Annotated in this window: 14 protein-coding genes and 2 pseudogenes; 2 read left to right on the top strand and 14 right to left on the bottom strand. The window is 57.7% G+C overall.

The window, feature by feature from the left end:
* The first annotated feature begins 175 nt into the window (after positions 1 to 175).
* Positions 176 to 753, top strand: a pseudogene (locus ACN0X0_RS21945) (hypothetical protein).
* On the opposite strand, the gene ACN0X0_RS21940 reads toward ACN0X0_RS21945, so the two are convergent.
* The 10 genes from ACN0X0_RS21940 to ACN0X0_RS21895 all read right to left on the bottom strand — a co-directional run bounded on the left by ACN0X0_RS21940 (position 747) and on the right by ACN0X0_RS21895 (position 8,167).
* Positions 747 to 947, bottom strand: coding sequence for a hypothetical protein (locus tag ACN0X0_RS21940; protein WP_417280980.1), 201 nt, complete (start codon positions 945 to 947; stop codon positions 747 to 749). The pseudogene ACN0X0_RS21945 and the gene ACN0X0_RS21940 sit on opposite strands and share 7 nt — an antisense overlap.
* 715 nt (positions 948 to 1,662) lie before the next feature.
* Positions 1,663 to 2,472: an NHL repeat-containing protein gene (locus ACN0X0_RS21935; RefSeq protein WP_417280979.1), complete on the bottom strand. Its 810-nt coding sequence runs from the start codon at positions 2,470 to 2,472 to the stop codon at positions 1,663 to 1,665.
* Positions 2,469 to 2,894, bottom strand: coding sequence for a carboxymuconolactone decarboxylase family protein (locus tag ACN0X0_RS21930; RefSeq protein ID WP_417280978.1), 426 nt, complete (start codon positions 2,892 to 2,894; stop codon positions 2,469 to 2,471). The genes ACN0X0_RS21935 and ACN0X0_RS21930 overlap by 4 nt, the downstream gene beginning before the upstream one ends.
* Before the next feature lie 68 nt (positions 2,895 to 2,962).
* Positions 2,963 to 3,748 carry an SDR family NAD(P)-dependent oxidoreductase gene (locus tag ACN0X0_RS21925; protein WP_417280977.1) on the bottom strand — a complete coding sequence of 262 codons (786 nt, stop codon included), beginning with the start codon at positions 3,746 to 3,748 and terminating at the stop codon, positions 2,963 to 2,965.
* A gap of 34 nt (positions 3,749 to 3,782) precedes the next feature.
* A complete protein-coding gene (locus ACN0X0_RS21920; RefSeq protein WP_417280976.1) occupies positions 3,783 to 4,982 on the bottom strand; it encodes an MFS transporter in 1,200 nt (399 codons plus the stop codon).
* Entirely contained in the window at positions 4,979 to 5,686 is a 708-nt protein-coding gene (locus ACN0X0_RS21915; protein WP_417280975.1) for an HAD family hydrolase, read from the bottom strand. Before ACN0X0_RS21915 ends, ACN0X0_RS21920 begins: the two co-directional genes overlap by 4 nt.
* Positions 5,683 to 5,916, bottom strand: coding sequence for a tautomerase family protein (locus ACN0X0_RS21910; RefSeq protein WP_417280974.1), 234 nt, complete (start codon positions 5,914 to 5,916; stop codon positions 5,683 to 5,685). The genes ACN0X0_RS21915 and ACN0X0_RS21910 overlap by 4 nt, the downstream gene beginning before the upstream one ends.
* A gap of 42 nt (positions 5,917 to 5,958) precedes the next feature.
* Positions 5,959 to 6,801, bottom strand: a complete 843-nt coding sequence (locus ACN0X0_RS21905; RefSeq protein WP_417280973.1) for a hypothetical protein — start codon at positions 6,799 to 6,801, stop codon at positions 5,959 to 5,961.
* A complete protein-coding gene (locus ACN0X0_RS21900; protein ID WP_417280972.1) occupies positions 6,798 to 7,523 on the bottom strand; it encodes an AfsA-related hotdog domain-containing protein in 726 nt (241 codons plus the stop codon). The genes ACN0X0_RS21905 and ACN0X0_RS21900 overlap by 4 nt, the downstream gene beginning before the upstream one ends.
* A gap of 38 nt (positions 7,524 to 7,561) precedes the next feature.
* A complete protein-coding gene (locus tag ACN0X0_RS21895) occupies positions 7,562 to 8,167 on the bottom strand; it encodes a hypothetical protein (protein ID WP_417280971.1) in 606 nt (201 codons plus the stop codon).
* Between the two features lie 188 nt (positions 8,168 to 8,355).
* Between ACN0X0_RS21895 and ACN0X0_RS21890 the strand changes: the two genes are divergently transcribed.
* Positions 8,356 to 9,273: a LysR family transcriptional regulator gene (locus ACN0X0_RS21890; RefSeq protein WP_417280970.1), complete on the top strand. Its 918-nt coding sequence runs from the start codon at positions 8,356 to 8,358 to the stop codon at positions 9,271 to 9,273.
* 6 nt (positions 9,274 to 9,279) lie between these two features.
* Here ACN0X0_RS21890 and ACN0X0_RS21885 read toward each other — a convergent pair whose 3' ends face one another.
* From ACN0X0_RS21885 to ACN0X0_RS21870, 4 genes and pseudogenes are all read right to left on the bottom strand, one after another.
* A complete protein-coding gene (locus ACN0X0_RS21885) occupies positions 9,280 to 10,296 on the bottom strand; it encodes an aldo/keto reductase (RefSeq protein ID WP_417280969.1) in 1,017 nt (338 codons plus the stop codon).
* Between the two features lie 228 nt (positions 10,297 to 10,524).
* Positions 10,525 to 10,824 (bottom strand): annotated as a pseudogene (locus tag ACN0X0_RS21880) (IS30 family transposase); the annotation flags it as partial.
* Between the two features lie 36 nt (positions 10,825 to 10,860).
* Complete coding sequence (locus ACN0X0_RS21875; protein ID WP_417280968.1) at positions 10,861 to 11,877, bottom strand: IS30 family transposase; 1,017 nt, start codon at positions 11,875 to 11,877, stop codon at positions 10,861 to 10,863.
* Positions 11,878 to 12,071: 194 nt separating this feature from the next.
* Positions 12,072 to 12,260 (bottom strand): NAD(P)(+) transhydrogenase (Re/Si-specific) subunit beta (locus ACN0X0_RS21870; protein ID WP_417280967.1); only part of this gene is annotated, 189 nt, incomplete at its 5' end.

Genomic DNA, 12,260 nt, shown 5'->3' with positions numbered 1-12,260 from the left:
CACCGTCGATGGTGATCAGGATCTGGTTGCGCGCTATCGGCATGTTCGGACTCTCCCGTTGAGAGCCCTTCTACTTCCTGCGCTTAAATCCATAAAGTCATATGGAGTCAATACGACATATTGCATAAAAATACATATTGCACGATAGTTGCCGCAACTTTTGCGGGAGAGCGACATGAAGCGACAGGCGATGGCAGCTACAATGGGAGTGATGGCGGTGTTCGGAGCCCCGCAAAAGGCGCAGGCCTATGACATCGACTGCGCCATCATGCTCTGCATGGCGGGTGGCTTCCCCCGAGCGCAGTGTGTGCACGGGCCTATCGCACCATGATCCGCCGCATCACGCCCTGGCCGAGCCTGCCGCCCTTCGGGGTCTGCACCTTTGCCCATGTGCCGGTCGAGCTGGGCGGGTCGGGCGGAGAAGGCGAACTCGACACCAATCTGCCCGAATACGAATGGCTGAACCGCACCCATGTGATCTGGTTTACCGGGCGCTCCTACAAGAAAGATGACGATGGTCGTGTATGGGGGTGGTCAATCAAATCATGTGATCGAGAAAACCGAACCTGTGCATATCTTCAAAAAGTGAGTGGAGCGGACAGGCCTTGGTCAGGCACGTTTGTTTCCCAAAGCGGTCAAGAGATCGACCTTCCGACAAGGCAAAGGTCCGGCGAACATTCTCTGCGCAGCATCATGGTTGAATATGGCGACTATGAAGGCAATATGGACCACTCGGAGTGGTTTTCTTATTGATCACTCTCATCCGACGACATCATAGGAAACGGACGTAGGATTGCGCGACTGGCATCAAATTTGTCCGGTTCGACATGCCAGCGGCGGTTCACGGACCCGTCGTTCCAACGGTAGTCGGTAAAGATGAGGGTTTCGATTCGGCCAGAGATGACATAGCCCTCTTGAAAGGGCTTCCCGATCTTCTTTTTGGTCATAAAAATGCTGCTTACTAAACAAATGTGCGCATTGAAGCGCGAGTATAGATTAAAGGCCTGCCCAGAGTGCTTGTTCCAAAGGCTCGTTTGCGCTTGCTAATTGATCCGGTAAAGATTCTGCCCGATCTGAACAGCATCGGGTTTACCGGAGGCTGATTTGCCTAAGTTATGCGGCCAAGGTTTAGTTGCCAGAACTGCGTAGGAGTTTACTTCGGCTTCTTCTGGCGTGATGTTTCCATTTCTCAATGATCCTCCTAGGCTGGGAAAAGTCTACAACCGCGCAGGTCTATGTTCGCAGTACCGTGATATCGGATGTGACCCGGGCGCCGAATTTGAGCGAATCCGAAAGCGAAAAGCCACTTCGTGGACAGAGCCTGAGCTTTGTTGTTGATGTAAAAATTTCATTGCTCCGCTTGATATTGAGAAACGGCAGCACAAACTGAAGGAAGCAGGTGTTTAGAAAACTAGGGCCCCCTCAGTGCTGCAACTGCCGGTGACGGCTGCGTCTTACATGCCTGCGACAGCACCCCCATTCTACGCTTGATCGGCAGATTCTAGACGCGATGCCTATTGGGGAAGCGAGATATAGCAAGAAAACCCAAGCCTGATATATCTTAGAAATGCAGCCAATCTGTAAAAAAGGGGAGTTACTTCGTCACTCCCCTACGAGTTGTTCTGCCGGTCTCTTTGATAACAGATTGGGCTGCATTCCGGTTCAGGTGGAGAGAGGAATGCGGAAGATAGCGCTCTCGCCCCAGGTGGCGATCAACAGAGCGCTTTGATCCGGTGTAACGACCAGGCCGACCGGGCTTGAAAACCCGTCGGCATAGACCCGGGAACCGCCGCTCAGCAGGATCTCGCGGACCTCGGTGCCACCATAATCAACGACAAAGACGCGCCCGCTGTCGGTGATCGCAATGCCAGGTCCAGGGGTGCTGAACGCCTGTCCGGCCTCTAGGCGGGAGCCATCTGGGCGCACGATGGTGACGCCACCGGCGATATTCGAGACGACATAGCCGCCATCGGGGGTTTGCACTGCGCCGACCGGCGTATTGAGATCGCTGATGACCGGGCGCAACCCGCTGCGTTCCACCGCAAGGATCTGATGGGTGCGCCGGTTTGCGACCAAAAGCTGACCCGAACGGTCAAAGCTGAGCCCGGCGGGGGTGGCGAGCCCGGTCGCATGGGTGCTCCGCTTGCCGTCCGGAGAAAAGCTCCAGATCACATCGCTGGAATAGGAGGCGACATAGATTGTGCCATCCGCTCCAATGGCCAGACCTGATGGACCTGACAGTCCGCTGGCAAAGGTCTCGCGTTCGCCAGAGGGTGTGAATTTGCTTACGCGTCCGGCGCCCCATTCGGCAACGAACAGAGCACCATGGGCATCATAAGCCATTCCAACCGGAGATCTGACGCGGCTCCAGAGCTGTTCGGAGCTTGCGGCGGTCGCGCGTGCGGTGCTGGCAGACAGGGCAAAAGGCAGGGCGATGCCCCGTGCAAGGAAGGTACGGCGTGTCGTGGTCATGCGATTTTCTCCTGGGGGTTTTGGTCATCATGCGAGGCAAATACCTCTTTGGCTGCGAACAGCCCGTTCAGCGCCGCCGGGAATCCCGCGTAAACGGCCATCTGAATCAAAATTTCGGTCATTTCATCGCGGCTGAGCCCGACATTCAGCCCGGCTTCGATATGCACCTTGAGCTGCGGTTGCGCTGTGCCCAAAGCGGCCAGCGCGGCAATGGTTGCGATCTCGCGGTCGCGCAACGACAGGCCGGGGCGCGTGTAGATATCGCCGAACGGAAACTCGAACAGGTAGTTTGCGAAGTCCGGCGAGATATCGGCCAGCGCGTCAATCACTTTTTGTCCCGCCTGTCCGTCAATCGCCTCCAGGGCGCGTCGACCGCGTTCCAGCCGTGTTTCCGTCTTGGGTGTTTGCTGATGTGGGGCCATGAGATTGTCCTTTCGCGTGGCGCGTCTTGTGGTGGCTGTTGTCCTGCCCGTGGCGGTGCCCGAAAGTTTTAAATTGCTTTGGTTTCTCCGCCGTCCAGCACCATCAGAGTTCCGGTCATGCTTCGGTTGGCGGGGGCAAGCAGGAACGAAACGGCGGAGGCAACCTCGCCCGGTTCCAGAAGCTTGTTCCCGATCAGTTGCGCAGCGGTGGCATTGGTCACCTCGTCGGCCGTGATCCCCAACAGGCGGCTTGCATCCGTGGCAAGCTGCGACCATTGCGCGGTGCGCGTGGCGCCTGGGTGCAACACGTTGACGCGGATGCCCTTATCGCGCAGTGCGCCCGACAGCGACTTGCCGAACCCTGCAATCGCGGCGTTCAGCGTGCTGTTGATCGCGAACAACCCGTTGGGCTCCTTGGCAAAGACGCCACCAATCAGCACGATGCTCGCCGCTGGCGTCCCGTCGAAACCGGGCATCAAAAGACGGATCATCCGTGCCGCCGCATTGATTTTGATTTCAAAGGCTTCGGTCCAGTTTGCATCGCTGGTCTGCATCAGCGGACCGCAATGACCGATGCCCGCAGCGTGCACATACCCGCCCAGCGATCCGTGACGGGCAATGATGTCGGCGGCAACGTCGCGACAGGCCTCGGGGTCGGTGATCTCGACCTGGCATTTGTGCAGTTCACCCATCTGCGTATAGCGCCCATTTTCATCGGCCAAGGCCTGCAACCGATCAAGCTTTTCGGCGGAGCGTCCCAGCGCGATGACGGAACGCCCGAGGCTGAGTTGTTCCAGGGCGATGGCCGCCCCCATGCCGCCGGTTGCACCGGCAATGACGATTGGAGAGTTCATGGGATTTCCTTTGGTTGGATTGGGAGTGGCCATGTCATGATGCCGACGGCGCGGGACGACGGAAAATGTGGATGGCCAGCGCGAGGCACAGAGCGCCGATCGAGGCCGCAGCCACACCGTTCCAGCCCTGTGTCGCCCAAAGCGGGCCGAGAGCGCTGGCCGAAAAACCGCCCATCAACAGGCAGACCAGCAGGTAGAGCGAGGACACCGCTCCGCGCCGAGCAGGGCCGGCCACGGCAGAAAGTTCGACCAGTTTGACCGGCTGTGTGGCGAAGGTGCCCAGAAACAGAAGGATCAGTCCGAGCGCCATTGGCGGCAGGCTCTGCGATTGCCAGACGATCAGCGCGCCGGTGATGGCGCAGAGCAACCCGCAGATGCCGACGCTCAGGCTGCCCCAGCGGCGGATAGCAACGCCTGCACCAGGCGCACCCACGACAGCGATCAACCCCGCAACATTCACGAGGCCGATTTGCGCGGTGTTCAACCCGAAAGGCGCAGCCGCAAGCCGGAAAGTCAGATAGGTGGCAAGGCCGAGATAGCCGAAAAACAGCAGCCCACCGACGATCAACCGCTCGAGGATTGCGGTTTCGAAGAGCAGGGCAACGGATTGGCGATATTTTGCAAGGATCGCACCTCCTGCGGCGGGCGCGTCGGCCTTGCCCTGCACCAGTGCCGCCAGGGCGGTACAAATGAGCACTGCCGCAAAGGTCAGGATGAACGGGGTGTAGCCCATGTAGGCCACCAGCACCGCGCTCACACTCCGACACAGGGTGATGCCAACAATCGACGCTGCGATGGCAATGCCGAAGTAAACACCCTGCATGTCCTGCGGTGCCGACTGTCCCAGCAAGGCAAAGCCCGCCGCAGGCACAAAGGCCGCCGACGCGGAGGCCGCGATCATTGCAATGACAAAGGCGCTGGCGCTCTGAGCGAGCGCTCCGGCCGTCAGGCACAGGCCCAGCACGACGGCGCCTCCAACCATCAGCCGTGTTGTTGGCCACAGATCGGTCAGAGGCCCAGCCACGAAAAAACTAAGCGCATAGACGGTAACCGTGATCGAAAACACATCACGCATGGTTTCCGGTGTGGTGGCAAAGCGTTCTGCCAGCAGAAAGAAGAGCGGTTGAGAGACATAAACCGAGCCCACCGCCAATGCGATCAGCACGGACAGAAAGGGCAGGCGGCGGCTTAGGCGGGTGCCGCTTGTGTGAATATGAGTGTCAGCAGAGGTCATGACGTTGTGCTTTCTCCCGCGAAGGCGGGTTTGGGCGCGATTGTTGTGAGGCATTCCCAGCCGCGTGCCCAGGCCAGATCGGCCAGATCCGGCGACCCGATCACGGCAACCGGATGCCCGACGGCTTCGAGCATCGTGCGGTCCGACATGTCATCGCCATATGCAAAGCAGGTGCGTGGATCGGTGCCGTGCTGTTGTAGAAACGCGGCGATGGCGTCGGCCTTGCCGGTGCCGATGGTCTGCGGTCGCAGGATCTCTCCGGTCAGTGTCCCGTCCGGAGCGGTTTCCTGGCGTGTGCAAAGGATGTGCTCGGCTCCCATACGCTGCGCCAGCGGGGTCAGGAGCGCGGGAAACGACCCCGAGACAAAGACCGGTGCAACGCCGCCTGCGCGATGCGCGCGCAACCGTTCGAGCACTTCGGGGAAAATCATCGCCTCGGAAAGCCCTTGCGCACCAAAACGCCGTTTGACCCAAAGCCGGCCCGCCGCCAAAAGTTGCACTTCGTTTTCGCCAGCGAAAAAGCGATAATACAGCCGGTTCAGGTCTTCGCGCGGGCGACGTTCGGAAAAGGCGTGTTCAAAGGCTGTGTTGAACCGGTCCAGCGTCTCTGGCGTGCCCTGAAGGTCGCACCAGAATGGAAAGAAGTCGAACATGCTCTTGATCCGAATAAGCGTGTCGTCGACATCAAAAAACGCGTAGCTCATGTCGGGTCCTTCTCGTAGCTCATACGCCTGCTGAGCGTCGGAAATGCGGGATCTGTGGCGAGCACGTCGGCTTCGGACCAGCGGCTCTTGGGAATTTCGGAGATGACAACGGCGATCTTGTCGAGAGGTGCGCCGGTGGCATCGTGGACCGCGCGGGTGACCGCGCTCATCAACCGTTCTGCGGCGGTATCGTCATCGGATTTCCAGGTGGTGATGGTGACAAAGGGCATCGGGGTTCCTTTCGGGTTGGAAGGAAGAGGGGAAAAATGCGGTCAGGCGACGGTCACCAGATCGGAGAAAGCCGGTTCTGTCAGTTTGAGCTGGGCATGGATATCCGCGCCCAATCCGTGCAATCCGATCGCACCGCCATAGCTCATGCGTGTGCTCATATAGAGCAGGATCACGTTGATGATGCGGTTCGCCCCGGGGCGCGATGGATCGGGAAAAGGATCGGGGAGCACCGCCTCGAATTGGCCGTTGCCATGGCCATCGGTGATAAAAACATTGGGAATACCAAGTGGCCCCGGCCTTGTGGGGGCCTCGGGGCGCAAATCGTGTTGTCGCAAGCTCATGACCGTATACACGCTGTTGGGCACGAGATGCGAAAACTCCATCTCGAAAAGCGCCTTGCGCCTGTCCGCGGAAAGCGACACTTCGAGCTTGCCTTTGGCTTTGAGCCAGTTTCCCAGAGTGATGGGCGCGATCTCGCGCAGACCATCTTCGGGGCGGGCATCCGGCACATAGGCCGTATGCAATGGCGCGCTGGCGCGTCTTGTGTGATGCGCATCGGGCGCTTGTTTCGGTGCAAACAGCATCGGGTAATTGTTGCATGCCAGCGGCAACGGAAGGGTCCACAGAACCTCATCCGCCAAATCGGCGGGTGGGTTCGTCGGATCGAAGCGGCGCAGGATGTCATAACGTCCAGCCTCGCCGAATGCGGGCGGGATGGTATGGGGCGATACGATCGCCCCACCCCAGTCCGGCCCCCCGTGCCCGTCACAGATCCGCCCGACCACAACGAAGTTTCCTTCGCCATCGCAGATCTCGCTTGGCGGGTAGAGCGGACCCTGCGTCGTGGGTGTCAGGTCCAGCTTGGCCTGGGAATGAAGGTTCATTGGGTCACCTTCAATGCGGCCTCGTCTGCGAGCTGTTTTTCTTTCTCGGCGATAACGCTCTCGGGGTAGACCGTGAACAGCGCTTTGCAGCTTGCGCATTCGGTGCCGCATTGCTCCACCGTCATCTCCATCCGTAGTCGCACGCGATGCGGCTTTGCATCGCATTCGGTGACGTTGACTCGCACTTCTGCGGGCAGCGGAAAGACAAAGTTGGAGAAGGATGTCTCCATCGAGTTGATCACGAAATAGGTCTTGTTGGTGCCCTCCAGCGGGTAGAATTCTTCGCTGACCGCAAGGAAGGACTGGCGGAAGGCTTCGATCAGGATCATGCCCTGGATGTGCTGTCCGGTCTGGTGGTCACCCATCAGCTCACAGCGCTCGTCAATGAGCAATGCGCAGGAATACAGATCATCGCCAATGGGTTCGGGCTTGGCGATGACAGTGTTATGGATGTGACGCTTGTGTGAATGTGTGCCGGGCGCGCGTTGGCCAATGCGTTGCAGATCGGTGAAGTCGATATTTTGGGCCAGCCCATTGGCTTCGATGACTTTTGATACCTCATCATGACGCACACCTTGACCAAGGGTCAGCCGCACTTTGCTCCTGAAGCAGCAGTCCGGCAGGCTCGACAATGCGAGAAGCTGCGACTGGGTGATGGCGTTTTTTCCGTTCGCGAATTGGTGGAACTGGTCGCCGACGACGACAATCTCGTGATTTTCCATGATACGTCTCGCTTACTAAGAGGGCTGGTAATGAAGGGTCACGCGGCGAGGCTGGCCAGACCGTTATAAATCCGAGTGTAAAGCCCGTCGGTGCCGCCGGTGATGTAGCCGTCGCCTGCCTGTTGGACGATGGTCTTGTAGCGTTCGCTGTTGAACACTGCGGCGTAGGCCTCGGAGGGGCAGCTGAAACCAGACACGAACATCACGCCGGGCACGCCGCTGATCAGTGAGTGATAGGCCGAAAAACTCTCGATCTCGTCATGGCTGCGCACCACATCAAAGATGGTTTCCTCGCGCCATTTGCGATACTCGGCCATCCGCTCGGGCACCACCTCGACGTGTCGCAGTTGCACATAGGGCGTCTGTGGCAGTGCGTCTTCGGCTCTCTTGACCTGCTCAACAAGTTCGACCAGTTCGCGGCGGACATCACCGATCAGTCCCGGGGTGGCCTGGCTGAGCTCAGACCCGCACTTTGTGAGTGTGTCGGGCAGCTCCGACAGACCTTCAAAGGCACGCAGCTGCATCAGTTCGTTCTGCTCGTCCGACCAGAAATTTCGGGTGGTTGCATCGTCGATGAAGCGCGGGGGAATCGCTGCGCCAGTTTTGAAAGTATAGCGCGAGATCAGAAGATACTTCGAAGCCATTGATAGCGTTCCTCATATAGCGTGATATTACCTCAGGTTGTTCTGAGGTTTCGCACTTCTACTCTTTTCTGCGGCGCAGTATTTTGGAATACTATTCTTGATATTACTCATATTGGATCGTGGATGGGGTCGAAGCGCGCTTGATGGTTTATTGTATCTTTTTGTTTTAAAACGGGAATCCTTATATTATGGTGACGTCTCACCGCCTCCCCACCATCCAGCAGCTCCGATGCTTCGTCGCTGTGGCTCAAGAAATGAGCTTTCGTAGAGCGGCGACACGCCTAGGCATGTCGCAGCCGCCCCTGTCACGGCAGATCAAGGAGCTTGAGAATGTTTTGGGCTTGCGTTTGCTCGACCGCTCAACCCATCACGTGAGCCTGACGGCCGCGGGTGAGGTCTTTGTCGAAGACTCGCGGCGCATCATCAATATGTTGGAAAGTTCGATCGCGGGAATTAGCGATGCCGAGGACCGGCTGAGTCGTCAGATCAAGATTGGGCTGAGCTTTATGTTCGACTTTACCGCGTTGCCGATCATGAAAGATATGCTGGATAAAATAGGCGACACAGTGGTGATTCAGCGTGAATATGGTGCCTCGCGCAATCTGGCATCGCTGGTAGATTCAGGGGAGTTGGACGCAGCGATCATCGGTGCCTATCGCGATACGCCCAACAGCATAGATCGGCTGCAGATCTTTACTGAAACGGTCCGCGTGTGCTTGCCCGCGCATCATCCGGCCGCGCAGAAAGATCACGTGACCTTCAAGGATTTTGACGCTCTTCCCCTGTTTTGGTTCACGAAAAATGAAAACCCCCATTATGCCGAAATCTTCGAGCAGGTCTTTGCGCATCACCAATATCGCCCGCCACGTTTGCGCGAGCCGGATGATCACGTGCAACTGCTTTCGCGGATTGGAGCGGGTGAGGGGACGACGTTTTTGCCAACGCTCCGGACCTCGGTTCGCCATCCCAATGTGGTCTATCGTTCACTGGCACCCGAGATTTCCGATCATTTGCAGATCCCGATCTATATGATCTGGCGCGATCAGGGCGCGCGGCCCGAGGTTCGGCGCCTGATCGAGGAATTCAGACTGCATACCCCGGGCTGAGCGGGATCAGGCGTTGATCCCTTTCATACCCTCCGTACTGTAGCGTTCTCCGGCGGTGGCACCAGGCTTCCAGATGTCGGACAGGGTCGCCAACTCTTCGTGGGATAGGTTCAGGGACAGCGACGCGATGTTTTCGCGCAGCCGTTCCGGCGAACGGGTTCCGGGGATCGGTACGATATTTTCCGCCTGGGCCAAAAGCCAAGCCAGGGCAACCTGACCGGCGCTGGCATTGTGGCGTGCTGCGAAGGCTTCCACCTTGGCCAGAAGCGCGGTGTTGCGATCCAGATTGTCGCCGGTAAAGCGCGCGTTCGAGAGGCGAAAATCCCCGGCAGACAGGTTATCCGTGGACTTGTAGCGCCCGGTCAGGAATCCTCTTCCGAGCGGCGAGTAGGCAACGAATCCGACGCCCAGTTCCTGTGTGAGTGGCAGGATGTCCTCTTCGACATCGCGTGTCCAAAGCGAATATTCGCTCTGGATCGCTGTGACCGGAAACACCTCATGCGCGCGCCGCAATGTTGCCGCAGACACTTCGCACAGGCCCGCACCGGCGATCTTGCCCGCCTTCTGCAGGTCGCCCAGCACCTCCATGGTCGCAGCAATATCGGCATCCGGGTCCACCCGGTGAATGTAGAACAGGTCGATGCGTTCGATACCCAGACGGGAAAGCGAGGCATCGCAGCAGGCGCGGATATAGGCCGGATCGTTGTTGATCCGTCGCGCATATGCGGCGTCCTTCGGTCGGTCGATGCCGCATTTCGTGGCGACCCGCACGGCCGCCCGCTCTTCTTTCGGCGCAGCTTTTAGTGCCTTGCCGATGATGTCCTCATTGTGCCCGCGCCCGTAGACATCTGCGGTGTCAATCAGGGTTACCCCCTCGCTGAGCACTGTCATCAGCATGGTGTCAATAATCCCAGGATCGGTCTCGCCGTAGAACTCGCTCAGCCCCATGGCGCCATAACCAAGTGCAGAAACAGACAGGTTGGCCCCGAGCAAACGGGTCGGCAAGATCGGTTGGAATGTCATGAAATAGCTCCTTTTGCTTTGCAGAAACTGTTCGACGCGTGGGCATAAGGGAAGTCCAAATTTGTTAATTCAATTTTGGAACCACAAGACGCATCAGGGCGGTTTGAGGCAGTTCATCCCATTACTTCAGTACCGAGATATCGGATGTTACTCGGTCGCCGAATTTGAGCGAGAGTGTGAAGCTGTGAGTTCCATTTCGATTGCATCGGATTGCGTGGGAAGGATACTTCATTGCCTCTCCAGTTTCATTAATTCATCTCGGAAGGCCTCGGCGGGTGTTCTGTAGCCCAGACATTTACGCGGGGTCGCGTTCAGGCGATCGCAAAGCGACTTCAAATGTCGATTTGGGAGCGACAGCAGGGCAGTGTCCCGAGGAAGGTATCGGCGGACCCGTTTGTTCATGTTCTCTACCGAACCTTTTTGCCAAGGCGCCTGAGGGTCACAGAACCACGCTTTTGTGCCCATGCCTTTCTGCAACTCGCGCCAGGATGTGAACTCAAACCCCCGGTCAAACGTGATGCTGCGTCGGTGTGAGCGCTACGTGAACCGCGACTCCTATTGGCTTCAAGGGTAGGGGGTCCGTCCCGTCTCCGCCAGCATCCTTTCTCGGAAGACCTCTGCGGGGGTCTTCCATCCGAGGCATTTTCGGGGCGTATTGTTGAGCTGATCGCAGAGTTGTTTCAGCTCATGGTCTGGCATCCGTGTAATGTCTCGCGTACGGGGCAACCACTTCCTGACCCGTCGATTGGTGTTCTCCACGGTGCCTTTCTGCCAGGGCGATGACGGGTCGCAAAACCATGTCTGGGTCCCGAGTTCGGCCTGGAGATGCGGCCAGCTCACGAACTCTGTGCCGCGGTCAAATGTGATCGACTTACGCGCCATGAGGGGCAGATCGCCGATGGCTTTCATAATTTTGCCCATGACCGGCTTCGTGCGCTTGTTCGGGTTCTTCAACAGCACTATGAACCGGCTAACGCGCTCGACCATCGATGTGATGTTCGTTTGACCAAAGCTTTGTTTGAACAAGACCAAATCAGCTTCCCAATGGCCAAACTGACGTCGATGCGCCACGTCATCTGGGCGGAACAGGATACTGACATCACGGTCGAATTTCGGGGACTGGCGCTTTCTGGCCCGCCGCGGTTTGCGGGACTTGCGGTGCTCCGGCAGATACCACCAAAGCTCCTGCGCCATGCCTTCCTTGGAATAGATGTAGCGATAGATTGTCTCTTGGCAGACACGTAGCGGAGCGCGCTCATGGATCATCCGGTTGCCGATCTGCTCGGGCGTCCAGCCGTTCTTGAGCCATTTAACAACGTCTTTGGCGAGATCTGGGTGCTTGATCAGCTTTCTCTGCCGAGCACGGCGGCCATCCGCTTTCAATTGCGCCGCAGCCCCATAATAGCCCGCGTATTTTGGCAGGCTCTCATCGACGAAATAGTTTCGTTTCAATTCCCGGTACAGCGTCGCTTTCGAGCGCTTCAACACACGCGCCATCTCGCGAACAGGGACTTTAGCATTCAGCCAGCGTTCGATTTTACGCCGTTCTTCGATGTTCAATTGCTTGTAGGAGCCACTCATGGCACAATCTCCTCATTAGATAACCCATTGGTTTCTAACAGGAGTCGCAGTTCAAGGTAGCGCGCGCCGGGCTACATGCCTTAATCTGATAACATTTATTATGTATAAATAATGATCTCATTTAGTCCGACAACCTTAGTGAATTCGCTCAAGCCCAAGTTCGCACTGCTTGATAATCACCGTCCCCACGCAGTCTATATTTTGGTCAATAGGTTGCTGATCGACGCCTTGGCATCGCCGTAGAACATCCGCGTGTTTTCTTTGTAGAACAGCGGGTTTTCGATGCCCGAATAGCCGGTCCCTTGGCCGCGTTTCGACACGAACACCTGCTTGGCTTTCCACACTTCGAGAACCGGCATCCCGGCGATCGGGGAGTTCGGATC

Origin of the sequence: Celeribacter sp. (assembly GCF_048270365.1) — a bacterium.
GTDB lineage: Bacteria > Pseudomonadota > Alphaproteobacteria > Rhodobacterales > Rhodobacteraceae > Celeribacter.
Note: the sequence above shows the minus strand (reverse complement) of the source record. Positions and strands in the feature narration are given on the sequence as shown.

Coding starts and splice junctions, on each gene's coding strand:
- ACN0X0_RS21885 (WP_417280969.1), bottom strand. CDS start 10,296: ATGACATTCCAACCGATCTTGCCGACCCGTTTGCTCGGGGCCAACCTG.
- ACN0X0_RS21930 (WP_417280978.1), bottom strand. CDS start 2,894: ATGGCCCCACATCAGCAAACACCCAAGACGGAAACACGGCTGGAACGC.
- ACN0X0_RS21920 (WP_417280976.1), bottom strand. CDS start 4,982: ATGACCTCTGCTGACACTCATATTCACACAAGCGGCACCCGCCTAAGC.
- ACN0X0_RS21915 (WP_417280975.1), bottom strand. CDS start 5,686: ATGAGCTACGCGTTTTTTGATGTCGACGACACGCTTATTCGGATCAAG.
- ACN0X0_RS21875 (WP_417280968.1), bottom strand. CDS start 11,877: ATGAGTGGCTCCTACAAGCAATTGAACATCGAAGAACGGCGTAAAATC.
- ACN0X0_RS21940 (WP_417280980.1), bottom strand. CDS start 947: ATGACCAAAAAGAAGATCGGGAAGCCCTTTCAAGAGGGCTATGTCATC.
- ACN0X0_RS21905 (WP_417280973.1), bottom strand. CDS start 6,801: ATGAACCTTCATTCCCAGGCCAAGCTGGACCTGACACCCACGACGCAG.
- ACN0X0_RS21935 (WP_417280979.1), bottom strand. CDS start 2,472: ATGACCACGACACGCCGTACCTTCCTTGCACGGGGCATCGCCCTGCCT.
- ACN0X0_RS21890 (WP_417280970.1), top strand. CDS start 8,356: ATGGTGACGTCTCACCGCCTCCCCACCATCCAGCAGCTCCGATGCTTC.
- ACN0X0_RS21910 (WP_417280974.1), bottom strand. CDS start 5,916: ATGCCCTTTGTCACCATCACCACCTGGAAATCCGATGACGATACCGCC.
- ACN0X0_RS21895 (WP_417280971.1), bottom strand. CDS start 8,167: ATGGCTTCGAAGTATCTTCTGATCTCGCGCTATACTTTCAAAACTGGC.
- ACN0X0_RS21900 (WP_417280972.1), bottom strand. CDS start 7,523: ATGGAAAATCACGAGATTGTCGTCGTCGGCGACCAGTTCCACCAATTC.
- ACN0X0_RS21925 (WP_417280977.1), bottom strand. CDS start 3,748: ATGAACTCTCCAATCGTCATTGCCGGTGCAACCGGCGGCATGGGGGCG.